Origin of the sequence: Cohaesibacter celericrescens (genome assembly GCF_002866925.1) — a bacterium.
Classification (GTDB): Bacteria; Pseudomonadota; Alphaproteobacteria; order Rhizobiales; family Cohaesibacteraceae; genus Cohaesibacter; species Cohaesibacter celericrescens.
Map to the genome: position 1 here is coordinate 68,573 of NZ_PKUQ01000052.1, position 23,451 is coordinate 92,023.

Annotated in this window: 21 protein-coding genes; 6 read left to right on the forward strand and 15 right to left on the reverse strand. The window is 50.7% G+C overall.

All coding sequences use genetic code 11. From position 1 onward, the window contains the following. Genes C0081_RS20060 through C0081_RS20070 form a run of 3 tightly spaced genes read left to right on the forward strand, consistent with a single transcriptional unit; the run spans position 1 to position 3,248 of the window. Entirely contained in the window at positions 1-771 is a 771-nt protein-coding gene (locus tag C0081_RS20060; protein ID WP_101535518.1) for a F0F1 ATP synthase subunit delta, read from the forward strand. Next, complete coding sequence (locus C0081_RS20065; protein ID WP_101535519.1) at positions 761-2,299, forward strand: F0F1 ATP synthase subunit alpha; 1,539 nt, start codon at positions 761-763, stop codon at positions 2,297-2,299. The genes C0081_RS20060 and C0081_RS20065 overlap by 11 nt, the downstream gene beginning before the upstream one ends. Further along, a complete protein-coding gene (locus C0081_RS20070; RefSeq protein ID WP_101535520.1) occupies positions 2,283-3,248 on the forward strand; it encodes a F0F1 ATP synthase subunit gamma in 966 nt (321 codons plus the stop codon). The genes C0081_RS20065 and C0081_RS20070 overlap by 17 nt, the downstream gene beginning before the upstream one ends. 13 nt (positions 3,249-3,261) lie before the next feature. Here C0081_RS20070 and C0081_RS20075 read toward each other — a convergent pair whose 3' ends face one another. Then, positions 3,262-4,068, reverse strand: a complete 807-nt coding sequence (locus tag C0081_RS20075; RefSeq protein ID WP_101535521.1) for a Crp/Fnr family transcriptional regulator — start codon at positions 4,066-4,068, stop codon at positions 3,262-3,264. A gap of 780 nt (positions 4,069-4,848) precedes the next feature. On the opposite strand from C0081_RS20075, the gene C0081_RS20085 reads away from it, so the two are divergent. After that, on the forward strand, positions 4,849-5,541 hold the full coding sequence (locus tag C0081_RS20085) for a GntR family transcriptional regulator (RefSeq protein WP_101535523.1): 693 nt from the start codon (positions 4,849-4,851) through the stop codon (positions 5,539-5,541). Positions 5,542-5,571: 30 nt separating this feature from the next. On the opposite strand, the gene C0081_RS20090 is transcribed toward C0081_RS20085, so the two are convergent. The 10 genes from C0081_RS20090 to tkt all read right to left on the reverse strand — a co-directional run bounded on the left by C0081_RS20090 (position 5,572) and on the right by tkt (position 16,128). Beyond that, positions 5,572-6,531, reverse strand: coding sequence for an aldose epimerase family protein (locus C0081_RS20090; RefSeq protein WP_180966974.1), 960 nt, complete (start codon positions 6,529-6,531; stop codon positions 5,572-5,574). Between the two features lie 166 nt (positions 6,532-6,697). Beyond that, a complete protein-coding gene (locus C0081_RS20095; protein ID WP_101535525.1) occupies positions 6,698-7,522 on the reverse strand; it encodes a sugar phosphate isomerase/epimerase family protein in 825 nt (274 codons plus the stop codon). Next, positions 7,519-8,478 carry a sugar phosphate isomerase/epimerase family protein gene (locus tag C0081_RS20100; RefSeq protein WP_101535526.1) on the reverse strand — a complete coding sequence of 320 codons (960 nt, stop codon included), beginning with the start codon at positions 8,476-8,478 and terminating at the stop codon, positions 7,519-7,521. Before C0081_RS20100 ends, C0081_RS20095 begins: the two co-directional genes overlap by 4 nt. Positions 8,479-8,496: 18 nt before the next feature. Then, complete coding sequence (locus C0081_RS20105; RefSeq protein WP_101535527.1) at positions 8,497-9,783, reverse strand: TRAP transporter large permease; 1,287 nt, start codon at positions 9,781-9,783, stop codon at positions 8,497-8,499. Further along, a complete protein-coding gene (locus C0081_RS20110; RefSeq protein WP_210200573.1) occupies positions 9,780-10,307 on the reverse strand; it encodes a TRAP transporter small permease in 528 nt (175 codons plus the stop codon). The genes C0081_RS20105 and C0081_RS20110 overlap by 4 nt, the downstream gene beginning before the upstream one ends. Positions 10,308-10,312: 5 nt before the next feature. Beyond that, positions 10,313-11,305, reverse strand: coding sequence for a sialic acid TRAP transporter substrate-binding protein SiaP (locus tag C0081_RS20115; protein WP_101535529.1), 993 nt, complete (start codon positions 11,303-11,305; stop codon positions 10,313-10,315). A 23-nt stretch (positions 11,306-11,328) separates the two neighbouring features. Then, the gene (locus C0081_RS20120; RefSeq protein WP_210200574.1) at positions 11,329-11,997 is read right to left on the reverse strand and encodes a GntR family transcriptional regulator; all 669 of its coding nucleotides are present in this window, start codon (positions 11,995-11,997) and stop codon (positions 11,329-11,331) included. Between the two features lie 632 nt (positions 11,998-12,629). After that, the gene (gene fsa / locus C0081_RS20125; protein ID WP_101535531.1) at positions 12,630-13,283 is read right to left on the reverse strand and encodes a fructose-6-phosphate aldolase; all 654 of its coding nucleotides are present in this window, start codon (positions 13,281-13,283) and stop codon (positions 12,630-12,632) included. A 108-nt stretch (positions 13,284-13,391) separates the two neighbouring features. Continuing rightward, positions 13,392-14,048: a phosphoglycolate phosphatase gene (gph, locus tag C0081_RS20130; RefSeq protein WP_101535532.1), complete on the reverse strand. Its 657-nt coding sequence runs from the start codon at positions 14,046-14,048 to the stop codon at positions 13,392-13,394. Between the two features lie 70 nt (positions 14,049-14,118). After that, positions 14,119-16,128, reverse strand: a complete 2,010-nt coding sequence (tkt, locus tag C0081_RS20135) for a transketolase (RefSeq protein WP_101535533.1) — start codon at positions 16,126-16,128, stop codon at positions 14,119-14,121. Positions 16,129-16,381: 253 nt separating this feature from the next. Between tkt and derI the strand changes: the two genes are divergently transcribed. Beyond that, positions 16,382-16,834, forward strand: coding sequence for a D-erythrulose-4-phosphate isomerase (derI, locus tag C0081_RS20140; RefSeq protein ID WP_101535534.1), 453 nt, complete (start codon positions 16,382-16,384; stop codon positions 16,832-16,834). Between the two features lie 134 nt (positions 16,835-16,968). On the opposite strand, the gene C0081_RS20145 is transcribed toward derI, so the two are convergent. After that, positions 16,969-17,739, reverse strand: coding sequence for a triose-phosphate isomerase (locus C0081_RS20145; RefSeq protein ID WP_180966981.1), 771 nt, complete (start codon positions 17,737-17,739; stop codon positions 16,969-16,971). Between the two features lie 388 nt (positions 17,740-18,127). On the opposite strand from C0081_RS20145, the gene C0081_RS20150 reads away from it, so the two are divergent. Then, a complete protein-coding gene (locus C0081_RS20150) occupies positions 18,128-19,084 on the forward strand; it encodes a sugar-binding transcriptional regulator (protein WP_101535536.1) in 957 nt (318 codons plus the stop codon). A gap of 29 nt (positions 19,085-19,113) precedes the next feature. Here the strand turns inward: C0081_RS20150 and dhaL are convergent, their stop codons facing one another. The 3 genes from dhaL to C0081_RS20165 are packed head-to-tail and all read right to left on the reverse strand — an operon-like array spanning position 19,114 to position 23,369. Further along, positions 19,114-20,880, reverse strand: a complete 1,767-nt coding sequence (gene dhaL / locus C0081_RS20155; protein WP_101535594.1) for a dihydroxyacetone kinase subunit DhaL — start codon at positions 20,878-20,880, stop codon at positions 19,114-19,116. Positions 20,881-20,911: 31 nt separating this feature from the next. Further along, entirely contained in the window at positions 20,912-21,880 is a 969-nt protein-coding gene (locus C0081_RS20160) for an ABC transporter permease (protein WP_101535537.1), read from the reverse strand. After that, complete coding sequence (locus tag C0081_RS20165) at positions 21,861-23,369, reverse strand: sugar ABC transporter ATP-binding protein (RefSeq protein WP_101535538.1); 1,509 nt, start codon at positions 23,367-23,369, stop codon at positions 21,861-21,863. The genes C0081_RS20160 and C0081_RS20165 overlap by 20 nt, the downstream gene beginning before the upstream one ends. Positions 23,370-23,451: the final 82 nt, after the last annotated feature.

Consider the following 23,451-nt stretch of genomic DNA (forward strand, 5'->3'; position numbering starts at 1 on the left):
ATGTCTATTGACTGGATCACTGTGGTTGCACAGCTCATCAATTTTCTGGTTCTCGTCTGGCTGTTGAAGCACTTTCTTTATCGTCCCATTCTTGATGGCATCGATGCACGCGAGGCAGAGATCTCAAGCAGGATGCAAGAGGCGCTGCTGGCTAAAAAATCGGCTGAAGCAACCGAGGCGGCATTCAATGAAAAAGTACGCGCTCTGAAATCTACACAGTCCCAGATATCTGAAACAATCCGAAAGTCCGCCGAAGAACAGCGGGACGCCCTGTTGGCCAAGGCGCACCAACGTATGGAGCAAGAGAAAAAAGGGTGGCAGGCCCATCTTGAAGAACAGGCGCGGGTTTACATGAGCAAGGTACATAGCGCAGGTGCCAGTGCTCTATTGGCGCTCACTCGCAAGGCATTGAGCGATCTAGCGGATGAAACATTGGAAGAGCGGATGGCGCATCACTTGCTTGTTCAAATCAAACCACTGGTCAAAAACCTACACCAAGCTGCAGGCAAGGCAACGGTTGCAGTGGTAACAAGCCATAGTGCGTTATCACCGACAGCTCAGGATGGACTGGTTACAAATTTAAAGGCCGAGTTTCCTCAAGTCAAAGTGCAGTTCAAGGTGGATCAAGATCAGGCACCGGGTCTCATCTTGCGTTTGGGCGGAGCACAGGTGGCTTGGACTGTAGACACCTACATCGAAGGCCTTGAAGCACTCATCAGCGGAACTTTGGCGCGCGGAATTGACCTGAAGGAAAAATCCCATGACCATTGAAACCAGCACCCCCGTTGCCAATCCTATGGATCTTCTTAATACGATTCTGGATAGCCCAGCGCCGGAACCACACCTGAGTGAAATAGGGCAGGTGGCCGAGGTGGCTGACGGCATCGCCATTGTGACGGGGCTGGAACGCGCCTTGTCTGAAGAATTACTGCAGTTTGACAGTGGCGTGCAGGGCATCATTCTTGATCTTGAAGCAGGGCATCTGGGTGTTGTTCTTCTGGGGCCCTGGGACCGTGTTGCCATTGGCGAAAGTGTTGTTCGAACCCATATGGTCGTAAGCACCAAAGTCGGTCCGTCTCTTTTGGGCCGCGTCGTCAACGCGCTTGGCACGCCTCTGGACGGCAAGGGCACAATAAAGGAAGAGGCTGTGCGGCCTGTCGAAGCCGAGGCTCCAAAAATTCTCGATCGAAAGGCAATCACGCGCCCGTTGGCAACTGGTATCAAAGTAGTTGATGCAGCTGTTCCCATAGGGCTTGGGCAACGTCAACTTGTTATTGGCGACAGGCAGACCGGCAAAACATCGCTCGCTGTCGACGCAATCCTCAATCAGAAAAGAACCGATGTGATCTGCATTTATTGCGCCATCGGACAACGCGGGGACGCTGTCGCCAAGGTAAATGGAGCGCTCATCGATGGTGGCATGATGAAGCGAACGATCATTCTCTCTGCGGGAGACGAAGATGCCGCAGGTTTGGCCTATATTGCCCCCTATGCTGCCTTGACGATGGCCGAATATTTCTCTGCCCAAGGCCGCGATGTGCTGGTCGTGTTGGATGATCTGACCCATCATGCGCGATCTTACCGCGAATTATCGCTACTGTTACGACGCCCCCCCGGCCGTGAAGCCTTTCCGGGAGATATTTTTTATATCCACGCCCGATTGCTGGAGCGTGCCGGACAGTTCAATGAAAACGCCGGAGGCGGTTCTATTACCGTTTTACCGGTTGTTGAGACACAGGCTGAAAATCTATCGGCCTATATTCCAACCAATCTTATCTCGATCACTGATGGCCAGATCTATTTGTCACCACGCCTTGTGCGCAAAAACCAGTTTCCGGCAGTTGATCTTGGCGTGTCGGTCTCACGGGTTGGCGGCAAGGCACAAAACACGGCGTTCCGATCAGTGGCTGGCAATTTGCGCGTAACCTTGTCCCAATTTGAGGAACTAGAAGATTTTGCCCGGTTTGGCACTCGCCTGGACGATGCCACCCGTAAACAGCTGACACGGGGCGCGGCTGTCCGTGCGGCCTTGCGTCAGGCAGAACGTGACCCCATTGCGGCCACTGAACAGCTTGCCGTTCTGGTTGCCGCAATGGATGGAAAATTCGACGGATTAAGCGAAGCCGATACTTTCGAAGTCATGGCAACGCTCAGATCAATCGCAAGACGTGATTTGGCAGACATCGCTGACCTGATCACACAGAACCAACCTCTTGACGACAATGCCCGCACTCGCATGGCAGCACTTGGCCAACAGGCCCGTGAAACCCTGGAGGAGAAAAATGGCACAGACACTTGAAACACTTGCAAGGCGCACAACCAGCATGCAGGGTATTCGCAGTGTAGTTCACACAATGAAAACACTATCGGTTATCAATTCGGTCCCCTATGAGCACGCTGCACGCGCAGTAGAGGCCTATCACCGCACCATTCTCGAAGGATTGCATGCTTTCCTGTCGCAATCAGGACCGATCAAAGGCGTGAACTCGGGCACAACCGATCAAGTCATCGTGGTGTTCGGCTCAGACCACGGTTTGTGCGGAAACTACAACGAGACGCTTGCAGCCCATGTCGCAGACCAAATCGGACCCAGCCCCCACAAAGCCCCAATCATCCTATGCATCGGGGCTCAGATGGCTGATGCGCTTGCAGACCGGTCCCTCGTGGTGGAAAAAGTGTTTTTCCCAGCAGCCTCTGTCGACGGAATAGGGCGCCTTGCAAACCTTCTCACGCAGAAGCTAGACACCATAAGGCAAGATCACCATCTTCACGAAGTATCTGTGTCTCTGGCCTATATTGCACGCAATGCGGAGGGAGCGCAGGCACCGGAAATCAAACCTTTGCTACCGCTTGATCCTTCAATCATTGATGAGCTTCAAACAAAACGCTGGGCATCGCGGAGCCTGCCCTATTTTTCGATGCCGCCAGACGATTTGTTCACCGCATTGATACGCGGGCATTTGTTTGCGAGCCTGTTTAAAGCCGCCGCTGTGGCGATGGTTACCGAAAATGCTGCACGGCTGGCGTTGATGCAACAAGCAGAACAGTCTGTGGACGACAGGCTTGATGCCCTCAAATCCGATACACGTGCCGTACGCCAGACCGAAATCACCACAGAACTGCTCGATGTCATCATCGGGTTCGAGGCGCTGAAGAAAAAAAGCATCCATACAGAAGGCACAGAAAAATCAGTTCGCGACGGCGAAAATCCCACAACCAAGCAGGATGAGGCACCGAAAAAGGAGTGATTATCTTTTATCATCAAGAAAGCTGAGGAATAGACGCAATCATTTTTTTGTTGTGGGGCTCATCGCAGATTTTATATTTTTCGGCAGTTGCAAGATCGATACGTCCCTTAGCCTTCAGTTCGCTGAAAGCTCTACTAACGGTTTCGACCGATGTACCAAGATGATCAGCGATGTCGCGGCGGCACATCGGCAGGGCAATATAGCCTGTATCTGTCCTTGATGATGCATATTCGCAGAGAAACCGGAACAAGCGCTCTGGGGCTTTGCTCGTGACCAAAGAAAGCAACTGTTTCTCGCGACATTCCAATTGGCTGCAAATATGAGCCCTAATCTCATGCCGCAACGACTCATTGACCGAGAGTTCTTGCTCGACAATTGCGCGGGGAATGGCTTTCACGATGACGTGGTCCACAGCTTCGGCTGTAAAGTGCCAGATATCGATATCTGAAATCCCCACAAGCTCCCCCTTCTTTGCAAAGCGAAAAATTTGCCGAGTGCCTTCTTCGCTGATGGTATTGCAACGAATGGTTCCAGAGACAATCAAATAAATCGCGTCAGCTGGATAGCCGTGCAGCAGAATTGTACTATTTGGTTGAAAGTGCTGTTCAAAGGCCTTTGCAGCAAATAGGGATAGCAAAGTGTGATCGTTCTTTTCTGTCAAACGATCACTCACGCGCGGCTTGAATACGGCTGCACCTTGACCCAAAGAGGCATATTTTTGTTCGATGAGCCGGTCTCTTTCTCGCATTTGTGTTGGAGATGGCATCAGCTCTGTAGGTCTGGGTTCCATCTGTACTGTTTCAATATTCAATATCGCCATAACCAAACTCCTGGGTCTGATAGTCTCTATTGTATCTCGGGCCAGTACTGACTGAATATCAGTCGCTTCTATCCACTTTCACAAGTGTCGATTTGCGGCCGTAGCCTTGATTGGTCCTTCGCTTCATAAAATGTCGATGGGTCTAACGGTAATTCCAAGTATTCGTCTGTTGCTGCTGGCTTTGCATCCAACCCGGTATTCACCCAATGGTACGGCGAAAAGAGCAGGGTCGGACAACCAGAGACTTGTCTCAGCCTGCAAACAAACACTTGTAAGGTGATGCGAAAGACGGTGAAAAAGAAAAGCTATGCCACCTCTCACCAGACCCTCTCTGCCTGTTAAGAACAGAACCATACCACGTTGGGCTGACCATTGCACATCACAACATGCGCTGTTCACCAGTCAATTGCTCTTACTTATAACGATACAATCATCGCACATCATAAAGCATTCTTGCAATGTTACATACGTATTAGGATGGGATATTCAAGGGCCTTGCAGCAAAAAATGGGCTGGTTCATAGGTTGTTTTATTATGCCCCAAGCCTTTGGTTTTGAAAATCTATTCGCAGCGACCCGTTCTATTGAAGCAGCACTTCATGCGGGGCACATCGTCGTTGCCAATCCCATCGCGGGGAAAACTGAAGCATCGTTGAAAAGGTGGCTTCAGTTTTCCCCGCGATGGCTCTTTTGTCATCTGTTGCTCGCTTGGTACTAAATTTTTTTTACAACTCGTAATCTATGCTTTACATAACATATGTGTAGATATACCAGTTGAAACATGAGCAACAAACCTGCAAAACCAAAATCACTGACTGATCAGGCTTATGAGGTCATCCGGGAAGCTATTTTAACCAATGAGTTAAAACCCGAAACTCTATGGACTGACCGTGAGCTATCGGAAAAATTCGGACTCAGCCGTACACCAGTGCGCGAAGCTGTATTGCGGCTGAAAACGCAAAAGCTGGTTGAAATTTTGCCGCGCAGAGGAACGCGGATCCTTCCTTTGTCGGTTGATGACATCCGAGAAATTCAACAGCTTTCCAAAGCCCTTGAACTTGAGGCTGCCCGGTCCATTTCATTGCAGGATGACCGAACAGAACGTGCCAAGGATATTGGGCGCGCTGTAGAGGCAATGGAGCAAGCAATCGAGACCGAAGATCGTCAGAGTTGGGTCAAGGCTGACATGCAGTTCCATCGGGCCATTATGTTTGCCTGCAACAACAACCGCTTGTGCGACATGTATCTATCCATGCGGGAACTGACAGACCGTGCTCGGTTTTTTACCATGCATGTCAGGGAATTGCCGCGCAAATCGACGGTCGAACACAGGCAAATTTATGAAGCTATTTGCACCGGTGATAGCATTCGTCTGGCAGAGCTTTACCATGCCCACTGGGCACGCACGACAAAAGAACTGCTATCAATCATCGAACAACAAGACAATGCGTCTATGTTTCGTAACTCCGGCTAATGCTGCGAGGTAGACCATGGAATACTGGTTTTATATGAACGAGAATCTGTATTCGGTGATTTGCTGGTAATGCTGTTCAGGAAAGAGTAGCGTACTGGGGAAACGATTATTATTTGGACTGTCTGGCCACCCTTGTGCCTCAAGACAAATAGCTGAATGGGCGTTGATTGCCTCCCCATATTGATCAACATCGGTCCCATCGAGTTTGTATCCATTATAGAGATGCATGCCTGGTTGGGTTGTCCATAGCTCCATCTGAACCTGACTGGTGGCCAGCGTTGCACCATGATGCAAGGCACCATTCTCCCTAACAGGAAAACAATAGGTGTTGTTGAACAGAGGATCTTGTTCTGGGTCCAGCATTCTGGGACGCAGAAAATCAAACTCGGTGCCCGCGACTGGCTTGATCTCTCCAGTCGGCACCAATGTTTCATCGCTTGGCAGAACGTGCGTTGCATGAATGGTCAACGAATGATCCGATTGTGGTGTGGCTTTGCCAAATCGGAAATAGGGATGGTGGCACATGTTGACCAACGTCGGGCGGTCCGTTTGTGCGTGTAGGGAAATTCTTAGCGTTGTTTCATTACAAATCTCATAGATGACACTGGCGTCGAGATTTCCGGGGTAACCTGCGTCCCCATCTTGACTTGAAATTTTCAGTTTTACCGCTTGATCCGTTGTGTCTGCGACGGTCCAGTTTTGTACGGCAAACCCGCGCGAACCACCGTGCAATTGCCGACAACCAGCCTCGTTCAACTCCAGTTGAAAAGTTTGGCCATCGATTTCTATTTTCCCTTTATCAATGCGATTGGCATAGCGGCCAATAACCGCCCCCATATAGTTTTTATCCGTAAGAAAACTATCCAGAGCCTTATGTCTGAGAACCAGCGGGATCTGCTCGGCACCCAATCGCAAATCAGCAAGGCGCGCACCGTAGGGCAAAATCGTAGCGGACAGTGCAGCACTGGATATGGAGATCACTTCACACATTGAAATTTCCTCACGGTTCGCCGTGCCACACAGCAGCATTCAACGGCTGGATTAAACGATCTGGTTTAGTGGTCTGAAGTTAAAGATTGTGAGAGACTGCTCTTGTTGAGCCGTAAACAAGAGTGGCCGCCGAGGCAGGGAGGAAGGCCCTCGGCGACCGGTTGTTTTATAGCCATTTGGAGGGTACAGACTCTTTGGCCGCCTTGATGTGAGCTGCCAACCATTCATGCTCTTTGGCGCGTGCGGCCACCAGATCATCGTTGGTTTTTGGTAGCCAATGCTCCAGAATAACGCTCATATCACCGGGGCAGTGTTGCAAAGCCTTCATGACTGCATCGATATCCAGCTTGCCCGTGCCCAACGGACACCCATAGATACGGAACCCGACCCCGTAAGCATCGGGTATGATCACATAATCCTTGAGGTGCAGGTTGATGGTGAAAGGCGCAAGAATGCCCACGGTCTCCATCGGCCATTCGCCCGCGCAGATTGAATTGGCAACATCCAGACAGACACCAAGACTATCATCTGCGATAACATCAAGCAGCTCAACCAACCGGCGCGAAGGAAAATTGAAGTGGTTTTCAATTGCCAAGCGCACTCCGTTTTCTTTCGCTTGCGGCAAAAGTTCGGTAAATTCAGCCGCCAACTCAGACACGGGTTTGGCGGCGTCCTTGGTATCCAGAGCAATGCGCAAGATCTTAGCGTCGATCCTTCCGGCAAGGTCAATATTCCGCGCAACTTCGTCAGCATCAAATGATTCCGTGCCCAGTTCCAATGCAATACCCTTGTCACAAGAAGTCTTGTAGAGTGTTTGCAAAGCCTCATCGGACAAGGTTTCAAGGGGCATATTGTCTGCATATTGAACCACTTTAAACCCATGGGTATCTGCAATAGTCAGGATATCCATTGGCGTGAGGGGCTTATCGGGCACAAGATCCTTGTGCCCGATAGACCAGCGGAACATATAGGTTCCAAGGCCCAGTGTCATAGCAGAGCCTTGATCAGTGACCGGTAACCTTGAGCGGGAACACCGGAAGCAATCGCTTCTTTTATTTTATCCTCGCCAATCTTATCGAGCAACTTGTCGAGATCTTCCATAATTTCAAATGTTGCATCAATGGCTTCAACATTATCACCAGAGCGGGTAAAGACGTCATAAGCAAGCCAGCCGTCAAAACCGACTTTACGCATATAATAGAGCGTTTCCAGCGTTTCCCAAATATGAACCGATGCAGGCAACATGTCCCAATCGGCACCGCGATCATTGTCGTTGAAGTGGACATAGAACAATTTGCCAGCGTCATGAGCAATGGCCAACTCGGCAGCCGGACATTCCCCAGCAATCAAGGCATGCCCCACATCCATGGTTACACCCAGATTATCAGCGCCAACGCAATTGCAGAAATGCAGTGTCCGGCCCATGGATGGCAAAATGATGTGATTACGGGATTCATACGCCTTATATTCGATGCTGACTTTCACATCAGAACGATAAGCACAAATCTCGGTGAAGCACTCTTTCATCCAGTTCCATTGTGCGATGTGATCCACTTGGAAGGCATAATCCCATCCATCAATCAAAGGGCAAACCGTGATCATCCAAGCATCCAGATCAGCAGCCAAATCCATGGATGTTTTCACATATTGCACAGCTTTTGCGCGCACTTCCGGGTCGGGGTTTGTGAAGGAGCCATTGATAAACGGCGCTTCCGTTTTCACATTCACATTTACCGCCGAAACCGCGAGGCCACTGGCTTTGAGCGCTTTGACGCCCTCACCTTTATGCCCTAGATCCTGCGGATACACCGGCTCAACACCATCTGTACGCGGAATGGTTTTGGCAATCTCCAAGCGTTCTTCAAAAGTACGTGGCTTTTGGAACTGATGGAAGCGGTCGTTGTAGGCACCGATTGTACCCAGAAGAATAGAGTTTTTATAAGACATATCAGTCCTCATTTGTTGTTATTTGTACATGTAATCTGGGATAATCATAACCAGATCGGGGAAGACGGTGATGATCAGAAGAACGACCAACTGAACTGCCAGAAATGGGAGAATTGCCTTGCAGATCTGTATGATCGAAATGTCCGCAATGCGTGCGGAAATATAGAGGGAAAGACCCACGGGAGGGGTCACCGTGCCGATCATTAAATTGACCGTCATCATGACACCAAAGAAGATTGGATCGACACCAAAAGCCTTGACCACCGGAAGCAAGACCGGCGTAAAGACGATGATGGCAGAGCCCCCGTCCAGAAAGCAGCCGGCCAACAACAGCAGGAGGTTGATCACCAGCAACAACACCAACGTGCTGCTGATATGCTCCCCAAACCAATCTGATAGCATCATTGGAAGTTGCTCGATGGTCAGAACATACCCGACCAGATTGGCGACACCGACGATGACCATGACAACAGCGGTATTGAGAGCTGCGTTGTAAAACAGATCCGGCAGTTCCTTGAAAGTCAGCTCCTTGTACCAGAAGAGCCCAATCACCAAAGCATAGACAGTGGCGACCACAGCGGCCTCAGTGGCGGTGAAAACACCGCCTAAAATACCCCCGACGATAATGATTGGCATGACCAACGCGCCTGCGGCGGACAAGAAACTTTTCCATAAGCCTCTGCAACTGAAGGGTTCCACTTCGATGTCCCACTTAGCCCGTTTGGCAGAAGTGAAAATCAAAACCATCATGCCGACAGTCATCATCAGGCCAGGAATAATCCCGCCCATGAATAACGCTCCAATGGAAGCCCCGGATATAACACCATAAAGCACCAGTGGAATGGACGGAGGGATAATGGGTCCGATGACGCCTGAAGCCGCAACGACTGCTGCTGAGAATGACGCGTCATAACCACGCCGTTTCATCATCGGAATCATTGTGGACCCAATGGCAGTGGTATCAGCAACGGCCGATCCGGAAATGCCTGCAAAGATTGTCGACGCAATCACCGCAACATGCCCCAGACCACCTGAAATCCACCCCACCAAATAGGACGAGAAATTCACCAACCGACGGGAGATGCCTCCTTGTTCCATCAACGCACCCGCAGCCATAAAGAAGGGAATGGCCAACATGGGAAAACTGTCGAGACCTGCATAAACCCGTTGCATAACCAGCTGCGGAGACAACAGATCAATGGAAGCAAGAACAACCATTGCCGACGCCGCCAAGCTGAAGATAATCGGCGTTCCGATGAGCAGGAGGACGAAGAAAACAGCAAAAAGCAGAATGAGAGTACTCATGACAGTTCCTCCGGTTTCTCTCCGACAACAAACCGGTTGAGATGAATCAGAAAGTTAACAAACAGCCACAAAGTAAGAAGGCAGACCGATAGGAAGATGATCAGAAAAACGATGCCCATCGGGAACTGCAATGAAGGTGTGCGTTGATCCCATTCACGCACCATGGTTTCCCAACCGCCCTCGACCAGGAAACGGCCACAAATCAAAGCAACAGAGGTGGCAAACAGAGCAGCGAAATGCTTGGCCCTTTCTGGTAGCATATCGGTAATCACGGTCACTTTGAGATGATCTTCTTTACGCGCTAAAACAGCAGCACCCAAAAAGGTGATACAAATAAACAGAAGACGTGCAACTTCCTCTGACCATCCAAGTGAGAAGGAAAAAGCATACCGCGAAACGATTTGGAGGAAAACGACACCAACCATGCCGGACATTGCTAAAATCAAAATCCATTTCATGAAGGACATCACGGTATCCTCGGCACGCTTTAGCGTGCCAAGGAAGGGTTTTTGACCGGTATTCATATTGATCACTTGATGTCGCGAGTTGCGTCGATCATGTCGATCCAGCGTTTGGCGTCTTCACCAAATTCTTCGATGGCATCAGCACGCAAAGGCGCAACGGCTTTGGTAAAAGCATCGCGATCAGGACGGGTCACGGTCATGCCTTCTTTTTCTAATTCAACAAGGAGGCTGGCATCATCTGCGGCGACTTTGGCGCGTTGCACTTGGGCTGCGTCCAGCACGGCCTGACGAATAATTTTCTGATGTTCTGGGCTCACCTTTTTCCAAAGATCTTCGGAATAAAGAACCATGTGCGTCAAATGCAGGTGACCTGTCAGAGACAAGTAGTCATTCACCTCAGAAAATTTAGCATTATAGATATTGGACAGAGGATTTTCTTGGCCATCCACAACACCCTGCTCCATAGCAGTATAGAGCTCATTAAAGGCCATTGGCGTGGCATTGGCACCCATCATTTCCAAAGTGCGCAGGTGATACGTTGACCGAGGCGTGCGGATTTTCAAACCCTGCAGATCGGCAGGCCCAGCCACAGCTCTTTTGGAGTTGGTCAGATGACGCATGCCTGCTTCAAAATATCCAAGCAGTTCAACGCCATGCTTTTCCACTTTGGCAGCAACTTCTTCGCCCAATTCTCCATCAAAAGCACGGAAGGCATGTTCACGGTCCTTGAACAAATAACCAATTTCCAAAGTGCCTAGGACGGGTTCCCAGGAGCCGAAGAAACCCGTGGTCACCCATGTGATTTCCAGTGAGCCGGACCGAAGCTGCTCAACCATCTCACGCTGATTGCCCAATTGGCCATCCGTAAACACCCGCACGTCAATGTCGCCACCAGAACGTTCCTCGATCAATCGCTCAATTTCGCGAGCACCAACATTTTCCGGGTGGTCACCTGATACAACGGTACCAATTTTGATAACAAGATCCGCCGCCATAGCAGGGGCTGTCATACAAGTCGCAGCCAGCATAGCAGCAGCAATAAGTAGTCTCGATTTCATAGTTTTTCCTCCGCGGTTGTAGATTAGGGTTGAACGTTGAAGTTGGGCACCGGTCCGTTGCGCGAATATTGTTCGATCAACGTGACAATTTCTTCTGTGGTGCGATCCCAATGCAGTCGGTAAAGGCCCTCCAGCCTTTGCCTGTCTTTGTTTAGTAAAGCCTTGTACATCAATCGATGTTCTTCAGTGGATTTAACGGGTAACTCCCTGACATGCAGAACAAAATATCGCGCTCTGTCCGTCAGACCGCGATGAGCCTCGTAATTTCGGGCCAGACGGCGATTGCCACACAAACCAACCATCAAGACATGAAAGCGGGTGTCAGCTTCGGCCCACGCATCTCTATCGTTTTCCGACAATGCCCGTTCCATCTCATCAATTGCCCTGCACATGAAAGACAGATCTGGCATCGGGTCGCGATCTGCGAGCAACAATGCCGCTTCCAGCTCCAATGCCTTGGCGACCTGATGAATTTCACGCACGTCGTCAACCAAAAGAGGCATGACCCGCGTTCCCTTGCGCGGCTCTATACGGACAAGTTCTTCGGATTGAAGGCGCAGCAAAGATTCCCGCACCGGCGTGCGGCTTAACTTGAAACGCTCACACAATTCACGATCCGACCAGATTGAGTCCGGAGACAGCTGACCAGTCAGGATCGCTTTTCGCAAAACATTGTAGGCTTGCTCTGCCATTGAAAAGGTCACGTTTTTTTGTTCAAAAATCATATTTCAATTAATATATCAGTTAAAACAATAGTCAATACTTTACTGCCAATGGCGCGACTCTTTTGCTCCAGAAAGCCAAAACCAAACGATGACCGTTTTATTGGAAATTCAATAAAATGATTTATTTACTGATAGATAGCTGAACTGAAAAGGGGACCTTCAATCGAGACTCGACGATTGAGTCTGACACAAAAACATGTCTCGCTATCAGTGGAAAACCGTGCTGTCGGGCGTTAAATGCCCCCAAAGCACCTGCAAATGACACCATCTATTTGTAGATAGACGGCCTTGTGAATTGCGACCGTTGCTGCAAGCGCGTTACCCATTAAACCTATGATCGTGAAGAAAAGCCCCCCTGAGTTGGGGTTTCCATCGTTTATAGCAGCCTGCCAGAATAATGCGGAATCAGAACTCAGGTTCGGGATCAAAGGAGGGTGCTGCTTTCCGGGTAATCAGGTAGCCAGCATGCCTTTTCAGGCTTAAGCAAACAAACAATATGCCGAAACCGACATGATTTGGGACGCATTGGGGTCAACTATGAACCGAACAACGCGTCCCAACAGGAGTGAGAAATACACTCGCAGATCAGACAATGCGGGTTACAATATGGATTGACCGGTGGATGCCCAGTCTTTAGCAAACTGGTCAAGACCTTTGTCGGTCAAGACATGCTTGGCAAGTCCTTTAATGACGCCGGGAGGGATCGTTGCAACATCGGCCCCGGCCAAAGCGGCTTCTTTGACGTGATTGGCTGTCCGGATAGAAGCCGCGAGCACCTCGGTCTTAAAGTCAAAATTGTCATAGATCTGACGGATCTCAGCAATCAATTCCATACCATCGATATTGAGATCGTCCAGTCGCCCGATGAAGGGGCTGATGTAGGTTGCGCCCGCTTTAGCCGCCAGCAATGCTTGATTGGCACTGAAACAAAGCGTGACGTTGGTTTTGATGCCTTTGAGCGTGAAATACCGGCAGGCCTTAATGCCATCCAGCGTCAGAGGCAGCTTGATAACAACATTATCTGCAATCTTTGCGAGATGGTCCCCTTCAGCTACCATACCATCATAATCCAGAGCCGCCACTTCAGCGGATACGGGCCCAGTGACTTCGCCACAGATTTCAGCGATCACTTCTTTGAAATCCCGTCCGGATTTGGCGATCAACGACGGGTTCGTGGTCACTCCATCCAGCAACCCATAATCATTCAGTTCACGGATATCTTTGATAATCGCGGTATCAACAAAGAACTTCATAATAGTCTCCTATCCTATTGTCAGAAGTTACAAATTTTCCAGCACCCATCGTTGCCTCAACCAAGACTGGCGGGCGGAAAAAGGCAAAAAAGTATAAATCGCGTCTTGTCAGGAGGCCGCCGCGAGCGTGTCTGCAATCAAATCGGGCAAAGCCGAAAAATCATCAAACGTCGCGGTATGCGGCAAGTCTTCGACCGCGGTCTTGCGATAGCCTTGAGTGAACAACAAGAATGGAATGCCAGCCCGTTCAGCGGTTTCGGCATCGACTTCGCTGTCGCCCACATAAATCCGTTGCCCAGTACCAAGTGCATCAAAGGTAGCAAGCAGCGGTGCAGGATGGGGTTTGCGCTCTGGCAAGCTGTCCCCTCCCAGAACGACCGGAAAAACCACATCCAATTTGAGATGTTTCAGAACAGCCCTACAAGGGCGCATCGGTTTATTGGTGCAAATACCAAGACCATGCCCCTGAGTGGCGAGCGTATCGAGCGCCGACCGTACCCCTGAATAAGGTTCTGTGAGATCAAACGCCCCTTCATATAGGGTGTGAAAGGCTTTCAAAATGCGATCTTGCTCACTGTCCGGAATACCGACAGTATCCCGCATCTGCTGCACCAAAACATGGGTGCCGCTGCCTAGAAAACTTATCGCTTGTGCCAAGCTAACAGGCCCTTTGCCTTCGGCCTCTAATACTGTGTTGGCGACCTGGCGAATATCAGGAGCGCTGTCGATCAGCGTCCCGTCTAAGTCGAAAACGATTTGAGCCATGCCCAAGTCCTTCTTTCAAAGCGGAGCTTTGGTTTTAGCAACCAGCCAAAGCCCGCTCACTCTATCACCCTCAGGCTTCTAACAATCGTTTTGCGCGATCGACAACGGCCTGTTTGGTAATTCCAAATTCCTGATAAAGACGCTCAGCCGGAGCCGAGGCCCCAAATCCGTCCATACCAATGATATCCTCTTCACTGGCAACATAGCGCGTCCAGCCAAATTTACTTGCCGCTTCAATGGCAATTCTTGGGGCTGTACCCAGAATTTTGTCCCGATAGTTCTTCGGCTGTGCATCGAACAACTCCCAACAAGGCATTGAGACAACGACCACACCCAAACCCTCAGCCTGCAAAGCCTCTGCTGCCTCGACAGCCAAGGACAGCTCCGTTCCGGTTGCGATCAGCGTGATGTCTCGCGACGAGCCATAAGAGCGCAGGATATAGGCGCCTTTGGCGGATAAGTTTTCATCGCTCTCCTCTAGTCGCAATTGCGGCACCCCTTGCCGTGACAGGGCCATAAGGGAAGGGCGGTTGCGATTTCGAATGGCGATATCCCAGCATTCCAGAGTTTCCATTGCGTCGCCCGGACGGAAAACATTGAGATTGGGAATGGCTCGCAAACTGGCCAGATGTTCAATCGGCTGGTGGGTCGGACCATCTTCGCCCAAACCGATGCTGTCATGAGTCATGACATAAATGGTGCCGATTTCCATTAGGGCTGACAATCGGATGCCATTACGTGCATAGTCACTAAACACCAAAAATGTGCCGCCGTAGGGAATAAACCCGCCATGCAAAACCAACCCATTCATGGCGGCGGCCATGCCAAACTCACGCACACCATATCCGATATAACGCCCCGGTTTATCACGGCTATATTGGCTATCAACCGCCTCCACCCGTGTCAGGTTTGATCCGGTCAGGTCCGCCGAACCGCCAACCAACTCAGGCAAAGATCCTGCCAAGGCATCCAAAGCCATTTGCGACGCTTTACGGGTGGCCACCTTAGCCGGAGCGGCAAACAACTGTTTGCGAGCCTTGGCAACAGCGGCATCATACCCTTCAGGCAAAATTCCGGATTGGCGCCGCATAAACTCCACAGCTTGCGGGTGCTCAGCTAGTTTGGTCTCCCAAGCGGTACGCATATCACGGCCCTTGGCGCCAATATCACGCCATTTTTTTGACAAATCGGCAGGAATTTCAAATGGAGCATAGGACCAGCCCAAAGCAGCCTTGGCCGCAGCACCTTCTTCCTCTCCCAACGGCGCACCATGGGCGCTTGCAGTACCGGCTCTGTTAGGCGACCCAAAACCGATGATCGTTTTCATCGCGATAAGCGATGGCATGCCGGTTTCAGCCTTGGCCGCAGTGATCGCAGCGTCCAACGCCAAAGGATTATGCCCGTCACAGGATTGCACATGCCAGCCACAAGCGGCCAAACGGGCAGGTACATTCTCGGAGAAAGACACAGACGTCGGCCCATCAATGGTGATGTCATTATCATCATAGAGCAGGATCAGCTTGCCCAGCCCCAAGTGGCCAGCAAGACTGATGGCTTCTTGACCGATGCCTTCCTCGAGACAGCCGTCACCCAACATGACATAGGTGTGATGGTCTACCAAGCCAGGAAATTCTTCAGCCAACAACCGCTCGGACATGGCCATACCCACCGCCGTTGCAAGACCTTGACCCAGCGGGCCTGTGGTGGTCTCTATGCCTTTTGCGTGGCCATATTCTGGATGCCCCGCAGTGATCGATCCCCATTGCCGGAAATTACGGATTTGGTCCATTGTCATGTCTTCAACACCGGTTAGATGCAGAAGAGAATAGAGCAACATCGATGCATGACCATTGGACAACACAAACCGATCCCGATCCGGCCAATCAGGCATCGCTGCATCAAACGTCAAATGCTTACGATACAGAATTGTAGCTGCATCTGCCATTCCCATGGGAGCACCCGGATGCCCCGAATTGGCTGCATTGACCGCATCAATAGAAAGAGCCCGAATACAATTTGCCAATGCAAAATTGTTCGGATCCAGTTTTTCCTTACTCGCGATAAAGGGATCTTTGATCATGAAACCATCCTCCTGTTGGCTCATTGATACACCAAAAATCACAAAATCACAATTATAAATCACAAAATATAGAATTATTTGTTATTTTAGGCTATATTTGGAAGTGACAGTGCTATATCACATGAATTTTGTTGTTATTGTTATTCTTGAGAGTTAAAAATAACAAATGATAGCCAATACAAAGGCGAATGACGCCAATTTCATTGACCCGACGCACCATAGAACGGTCGGCCAATAGGGAAAGGACACCATCATGAAAATTGCAGTTGCAGGCGACAGCGCAGGAGAGGGTCTTGCCAAGATCCTTGCAGACTATCTGAGTGATCGATATGACGTATCAGAAATCTCTCACAGCGACGCAGGGCCTGATGCCTTCTATGCCAATCTGTCTGACCGCGTCGCCAACGAAGTTATCAAAGGGACCTATGACCGAGCCATTCTGATTTGCGGCACTGGCATCGGCGTCAGTATCGCCGCCAACAAAGTACCGGGCATTCGCGCAGCTCTAACCCACGACACCTATTCTGCGGAACGGGCTGCCCTATCCAACAATGCTCAAATCATTACGATGGGTGCACGTGTCATTGGCGCAGAAGTGGCAAAAACCATTGCCGACACATTCCTCAAGGAAACATTTGACCCTGCAGGTCGCTCCGCAAGCAATGTCGAGGCGATTGATAAAGTGGACGCAAAGTATCACGCATAGTGAAACAACGGATCTGTAACGAAACAAGCTCCGCAATAATGCCAAAGGCTGATGCGGAGCTTGTTGGTTTCAGAGCAAACAATATGCGTTCAAAGATTAGCCGAGCCAAGTCAATCGTCAGAGATCAGCGGACTTTACTGCGCGGCTAAGGTAGCTGAGCATTTGGCCAGAATGTCGAGATAACCTTCTACATTCCAAGCAGAACGACCAATAAACAACCCGTCAATGTGGGGACAGGCAATCAACTCCGCGCAATTGCTAGGATTGACCGATCCACCATATAAACACAGCGGACGATGGCCGAGCACATCCTCGGCAACAGACAGGATTTCAGCCTGCCTTGCATCGGCATAATCAGAGGATGCCGGTGTGCCATTGTCACCGATGGCCCAGACAGGCTCATACGCCAGCAAAATTCTGGCTTGTTTTTGCTCGGCAGACAATTCCCCTAGAGCTGCCCGAACCTGCGTTTCCAGCACCGCCTTTGCCTGCCCCGCTTCCTTTTCTGCCCCTGTCTCACCGATACAAATCAACGGTGTCAAACCATGACGAACCGCCGCTGCAGTTTTAAGGCCGACCGTTTTATTGGTCTCCCCAAAAAACGCCCGGCGTTCCGAGTGCCCCAATTCAACCAGATCAAGTGCACAATCGTTCAGCATGGCGGGCGAGACTTCGCCCGTCCAAGCACCGGCCTCATCCCAATGCATATTTTGCGCACCAACTTTGACCGAAGTCTCAGACAACATCGCCTTGACTTCTCGCACAGCGGTAAAAGGGGGTACAATGAAGCGTTGAATTTTTTTGTCCCGACTGGCGTCAGAAGAAAGAAGCGCCTTCGCAAACACCTTTGCTTCAGCGAGCGTTTTGTTCATTTTCCAGCTCGTACCAATCCAGATATCAGGCAAAATCTCAGAAGAGACAGTCATTTTCTCAAGTCCTTGCAACAGCGGCTATAGACCTCTGTTTGTCAGTGTTTTGGTTTGCCCCACTTTGGGGCCAGCATCGGTGACATAGTGCTTGTTTGTCTATCAAAATATAACACAAATAGATAACAAAATCATCGTATATATGTTATTTTGGAGAAACTTTGCGTGATAATAGGACTGTGCTGCATAGTCGACATGCCGTCTCAACAGGGAGGGTTTTTAAGAAAAGCCATTGGTCATACGCCAAGACGAACGCGGATAGCTTGTAATATCACCTTGACTCTTTTAGGCTTTGTGGCGCGGGCGATTGCTCTTTTGGTGTGAATCGACTACTCAAAATTGACATTGTAGAGAGGCATGGTTCTGGATGATTGAAGCAACAAGTTCAATCGATGAAGAACTGGAGCGTGCACGCGTTGCATGGCTCTATTTCAACGGCGGACAAACGCAGCAGGAAATCGCCAAGCGCATGAATATCACGCGCCTTAAGGTGAATAAGATCATTGGGCAAGTGCGGCTCTCGGGCCATGTCCAAGTGAATGTGAATCTGCCGCTAACAGATTGTATCGAGCTCGCTGACAAAATGTCCGAGCGATACGGCCTGATGGAAACCGTCGTTGTTCCCGATCTTGATGATTATATGGAACAAAAACGGGTTATTGGTGAAGCAGCAGGAACCTTAGCCAGCGGCCTTATTGAAGGGCGCGACATGGGTGTTGGCATCGGTTCAGGCAGAACCCTGAGCTTTGCCGTGCGCAGTGTTCAGGCGCGCCCTAAATTTGACAGCTGGGTGGTGGGATTGACCGGTGGCGTCACCAGCGGTTCCGCAAGCAATTCCTTTGGTGTGGCAACAACATTTGCACATATGTTGGGGGTTGAATGCCACTATCTCACCGCTCCGATCTATTGCGTAAATCCAGAAAGCCGAAACGCGCTTCTGTTGAATGATGAAATCACAGATGTTTTGGCACGCACAGAAATAGCAGACATCGGCATTGTCTCTTGTGGCAATCTTGAATTAGAAACATCACTGACCCAAATTCGGGTGGTCAAAGACAATTTTGATGCGGTGTTAAAGCTCGGAGCTGTTGGTGAGTTTATGGGGTATTTTCTCAACGCCTCTGGCGAGCCGATTGATCATTTTCTCAACAATTCGGTGATTGCCTTGCCACCCGACAAAATGAAGCTCAAGCCGATCTCTATTTTGGTATCTGGTGGCCTGCGCAAAATACCAATTATGAGGGCTATTTTGCGCGGCGGCTATGTCAACCGCCTCGTCACCAACGAGAGCGTAGCCCATGCATTGCTGCAAGGGCCACGCTAATCGCGGCCCCTACTGCAATCACATCATTATCAGGTCATCGCCTTGTCGAGAGCTTCTCGCATCGCTCTTAAGGTAACAAAGGTTGAGGCAGCCCCTGGATCAATGTGGCCTACCGAGCGTTCACCCAATTTTGCAGATCGGCCACGACGGGATTTCATCGGAGCAGTTGCATTCATACCCGCCTCTCCTCCGTTTTGTGCTGCGACCAACACCTCCAGCGCAGAGCCGCCATTTGCGGCCTCCTTTAAGGCTTCTTGGACAGCCGGCACCCACGCGTCAATCATCGTCTTGTCCCCAGGATTGGCACGGCCGCGATCCTGTATGCCCTGGCAAGCAGCGCTCAACCATTCTGCCATGGCGGCCCCGTCAAGATTGAGTCGATTGCCAACAGCTGTACCCGCACGCAAAAAAGCTGTGGCATAGAGTGGACCCGACGAGGCACCCACCGCATCAAGAAAGGCCTTGGCCATGCGTTTGCACATACTTTCGATGGTCTCATCGTCTGGCGCTTCTTCCAAAGCATGTTGGACTGCTTTCCAGCCAATTTCCATCGTCATGCCATGATCGCCATCTCCGATGACGCCATCCAACTCTGACAACCATTCTTTTTCAGCGATGACCTGAACCCCGACATTGTGCATCATGGCTTTGAAAACAGCGGGCGTCACATCGCCTTCGGTTATTAAGTCACGGGGTTGATCCTTGACGACCGCCACCTTTGCAACCGAATGAACAGATCTGCGACTACGACTAGCCGTCACACCTGATTTCTCTAGTTCACCAACAACCAGAGCAGGGGTGCGGCAAGGGTGATCAAGGAGACCTTGCAACGTTTGATCCAGCTTGAGTAAAGTGACAGACGCTCCGGCCATCTCGAGCGATGTTGCATATTCGCCAACCCAAGATGCATGAATCGTAACATCAAGCGCATCAAGACGCTGTTTCACACGCCGGAACAAAATATAGAGTTCGATTTGCGAGGTTGCTCCCAAGCCGTTTACCAACACAGCTACCTTGTCGCCAGAAACCAACTCAGCTTCCTTTAGAATGGCATCAACCAATTCATCGGTCACTTCATCAGCCGGAGCAAGCTTCTGGCGACGTATACCCGGCTCACCATGCAGGCCCATTCCGATTTCCATATCTTCGTCATCAATCACGAAATTTGGTTTGCCGGTTTGAGGTAAGGAACAGGGACTAAGTGCAACTCCCATGGAAAAGGTGGCATCATTGGCGGCACGCGCCAAGGCTTCAACACGCACGAGTGGTTCACCCAAATCGGCGGCAGCACCTGCAATTTTGAAGACAAAAAAGTCTCCCGCAATGCCGCGGCGCTCGGACCGGCGCTCAACCGGTGCTGAGGCAACATCATCACAAACAGCGACATGACGCACAGCAATGCCTTCCTGCACCAACTCTTCCGCCGCCATCGTGAAATTCATCACATCACCGGTATAATTGCCGTAGAGCATAAGGATCCCCGCACCACCATCGGCTGCGCGAGCCGCATCCTCGATATGGGCAGGAGAGGGAGAGGCAAAGACATTGCCAACGGCAGCGGCGTCTGCAAGGCCTCGCCCGACATAGCCAGCAAAGGCTGGCTCGTGGCCGGAGCCACCACCAACAACAATGCCAACCTTGCCATCGCGCGGCCCATCCACCGCAACAATTGCGCGCCCTGTTGGTCCATCCACACACAATATATCAGAGTGTGCTCCAACCATGCCTTCAATCAATTCATCAATGATATCGTCTGGTGCGTTGATCAGTTTTTTGGTCTTGGTTACTTGATCCATGATATTTTCTTTCGTCAAATCAAAATACCGCTCAGGCATCCTGGCGCAGATAACGACGGGAGACAGCGTCAAAGGAAATGGCGAGAACAACAATCACGCCCGAAACAATGCCTTGCCAATAAGGCGACACGCCAAACAGCACGATTATATTTTCGATGATAGCAATGATACCGGCACCGAATATCGCACCGATAGGGCTACCAATACCGCCTGTGGTCGCAACACCACCAATGACCGAGGCAGCGATGGGAGCAAGAACCCAAGTATTGCCAATCGATGGCTGGGCCGTACCCAGACGGGCAACCATCAAAACACCAGCCAGCCCGGCAAGAGCACCGGCGGCGGCAAATACCATCACTCGTATATAATCAACACGAATACCCAACATCCGGGCACCGGCCTGATTGTTGCCGATGGCATACATGTAACGCCCCATTGGGGTTTTCAGCATCATGAAGGACGCGATGGCCAGCGCCACCAACATAATGATAAAAGGTGCAGGCACACCAAACAGAGCACCACGCCCCAAATACTGAACTTCACGGGGAATACCTGAAATGGCCACTCCGCGTGTCAGAACCAGATTGGCACCACCGAAAATGCCGGCTGTACCAATGGTTAAAACCAAAGAGTGCAACCGCAGCACTGTAACCAGCAGTCCGTTCAAAAGGCCCAGGCAACCACCCATGATAACGGCCAGAACCATCGCGGTATAAGGTTCGAACCCATAGCGGACCATCAGAATACCGGACACAACTCCGCATAAGCCGCCAATCATACCCAAGGAAAGATCGAGCTCGCCCAAGACCATCAGCATAGACTGCGCGATGGTAATAAGGCCCACAAATGCCAGCCCGCGTGCGATCACCGACAAATTATAGCCTGACAGAAAGTAGGGCGAAATCAGCGCTGACAGCGTAAAAATGATTGCGAGCGCGACAAACACGCCAGCGATTGGGCTGCGCATCTTGTTCATAAGATTACTGGACTGTGCGTTCATCTGTCTTTGCCTCCGTGCCAAAAATGGCACCTACGAGTGTTTCATTGTTGGCGTCTGCTGTTTCGAACGCACCCGTGATGCGACCGTTGTGCATGGTGACAATGCGGCTGGCGCATTTTTTCAGCTCGTTCAGTTCAGAGGAGACCAGAATAACCCCCACACCATCTTCAGCCAGACCGCGCATAATGCGGTAAATCTCGGACTTGGTCCGAATATCGATACCCTTTGTGGGCTCGTCGAAAATCAACACCTTTGGCCGAGTTGCCATAGCACGACCGATGATCGCTTTCTGCTGATTGCCACCGGAAAGCTGTGTGATACGCTTGGACATACCAGCGCTTTTTATGTCGTAATCGTCGATCACCTGCTGTACGGCTTCCGTTTCTAACCGGCTACTGATACCCATGCGCCCGCATGTCAGGGACAGAATGGAAATACCGATATTCTCGCGCAGTGACAAAAGCGGAAAAATTCCATGATGCTTGCGCTCTTCAGAAAGATACAGCATGCCACCAGCAACGGACTTGGATGTATCACCCAACACCCAATTCTCACCTTCAACGCTGACTTCCCCACCCTTGGCTTTTAGAAAGCCAAAAATGGTTTGCATGACTTCAGAGCGCCCAGCGCCCACAAGGCCTGCAAATCCAAGAATTTCACCACGACGCAATTCAAAACCAACGTCATCAAAGCGTGCGCCAGTGAGACCGCGCACGGACATGATCACTTCGTCAGTAGGAGATTGCGGGCGAAAATGTTCATCAAAAGATAAGTCACGGCCAGACATGGCGCGGATCAAATCCGCCTCGTTCACATCATTGATTTTGCCACTCTCAACCCATTCACCATTGCGCAACACGGTATAGTCATCACCGATTTGCAAGACTTCTTCCATTTTATGGCTAATGAAGACGATGGCAAGATTGCGCTCAAGCAGATCCTGTATCACCTTAAAGACCCGCTTTACCTCAACCCGCGTCAACGAGGACGTTGGCTCGTCAAGGATGAGAACTTTCATTTTGGCATTGGTGCAGGCACGTGCAATTTGCAGCAATTGCTGATCTGAGACTGAAATATGTGCCACCAGATCTCGGGGGTCCGCTTCAATACCGAACCTATCCAGATAGGTTTGGGCTTCGGCAACAAGGGCCGCGCCATTGACCAAAGCACCACCGTGACCGGTTTTGTGGAACGGCATGAACAAATTCTCGGCCACGCTCATTTGCTGGAAGAGATTAAGCTCCTGAGGAACATAGGAGATTTGATCATAAAGAGAACCATCCGCATGCGGATCAAGTCCGTCGATGAGAACCTCTCCGCGAGTCTGGCGATCGGTGCCAGTCAATATTTTTACGAGGGTTGATTTTCCAGCCCCATTCTCGCCAGCGAGAATGTGTGTGCGACCGAGCTCGATCCTTAGATCGACGTCATTGAGCGCGGTTACACCGGGGAAATCACGCCCCAGGCCGCTTGCTTCAAGATAAGCCATAGTGAGACCCTACCGGTGGAACCAAGATGGAAGGGAGCGCGGCAGATGGTTTCCGCGCTCCGTGATAATTCCTTCAAAACGG

What these genes read in the sequence shown, in the direction of transcription:
- C0081_RS20075 (WP_101535521.1), bottom strand. Translation starts at nt 4,068, where the DNA reads ATGGCGATATTGAATATTGAAACAGTACAGATGGAACCCAGACCTACA.
- C0081_RS20165 (WP_101535538.1), bottom strand. Translation starts at nt 23,369, where the DNA reads ATGGCTTATCTTGAAGCAAGCGGCCTGGGGCGTGATTTCCCCGGTGTA.
- gph (WP_101535532.1), bottom strand. Translation starts at nt 14,048, where the DNA reads ATGGCTCAAATCGTTTTCGACTTAGACGGGACGCTGATCGACAGCGCT.
- tkt (WP_101535533.1), bottom strand. Translation starts at nt 16,128, where the DNA reads ATGATCAAAGATCCCTTTATCGCGAGTAAGGAAAAACTGGATCCGAAC.
- dhaL (WP_101535594.1), bottom strand. Translation starts at nt 20,880, where the DNA reads ATGGATCAAGTAACCAAGACCAAAAAACTGATCAACGCACCAGACGAT.
- C0081_RS20060 (WP_101535518.1), top strand. Translation starts at nt 1, where the DNA reads ATGTCTATTGACTGGATCACTGTGGTTGCACAGCTCATCAATTTTCTG.
- C0081_RS20065 (WP_101535519.1), top strand. Translation starts at nt 761, where the DNA reads ATGACCATTGAAACCAGCACCCCCGTTGCCAATCCTATGGATCTTCTT.
- C0081_RS20090 (WP_180966974.1), bottom strand. Translation starts at nt 6,531, where the DNA reads ATGTGTGAAGTGATCTCCATATCCAGTGCTGCACTGTCCGCTACGATT.
- C0081_RS20100 (WP_101535526.1), bottom strand. Translation starts at nt 8,478, where the DNA reads ATGTCTTATAAAAACTCTATTCTTCTGGGTACAATCGGTGCCTACAAC.
- C0081_RS20070 (WP_101535520.1), top strand. Translation starts at nt 2,283, where the DNA reads ATGGCACAGACACTTGAAACACTTGCAAGGCGCACAACCAGCATGCAG.
- C0081_RS20095 (WP_101535525.1), bottom strand. Translation starts at nt 7,522, where the DNA reads ATGACACTGGGCCTTGGAACCTATATGTTCCGCTGGTCTATCGGGCAC.
- C0081_RS20150 (WP_101535536.1), top strand. Translation starts at nt 18,128, where the DNA reads ATGATTGAAGCAACAAGTTCAATCGATGAAGAACTGGAGCGTGCACGC.
- C0081_RS20110 (WP_210200573.1), bottom strand. Translation starts at nt 10,307, where the DNA reads ATGAATACCGGTCAAAAACCCTTCCTTGGCACGCTAAAGCGTGCCGAG.
- C0081_RS20115 (WP_101535529.1), bottom strand. Translation starts at nt 11,305, where the DNA reads ATGAAATCGAGACTACTTATTGCTGCTGCTATGCTGGCTGCGACTTGT.
- derI (WP_101535534.1), top strand. Translation starts at nt 16,382, where the DNA reads ATGAAAATTGCAGTTGCAGGCGACAGCGCAGGAGAGGGTCTTGCCAAG.
- C0081_RS20085 (WP_101535523.1), top strand. Translation starts at nt 4,849, where the DNA reads ATGAGCAACAAACCTGCAAAACCAAAATCACTGACTGATCAGGCTTAT.
- C0081_RS20120 (WP_210200574.1), bottom strand. Translation starts at nt 11,997, where the DNA reads ATGGCAGAGCAAGCCTACAATGTTTTGCGAAAAGCGATCCTGACTGGT.
- C0081_RS20160 (WP_101535537.1), bottom strand. Translation starts at nt 21,880, where the DNA reads ATGAACGCACAGTCCAGTAATCTTATGAACAAGATGCGCAGCCCAATC.
- fsa (WP_101535531.1), bottom strand. Translation starts at nt 13,283, where the DNA reads ATGAAGTTCTTTGTTGATACCGCGATTATCAAAGATATCCGTGAACTG.
- C0081_RS20105 (WP_101535527.1), bottom strand. Translation starts at nt 9,783, where the DNA reads ATGAGTACTCTCATTCTGCTTTTTGCTGTTTTCTTCGTCCTCCTGCTC.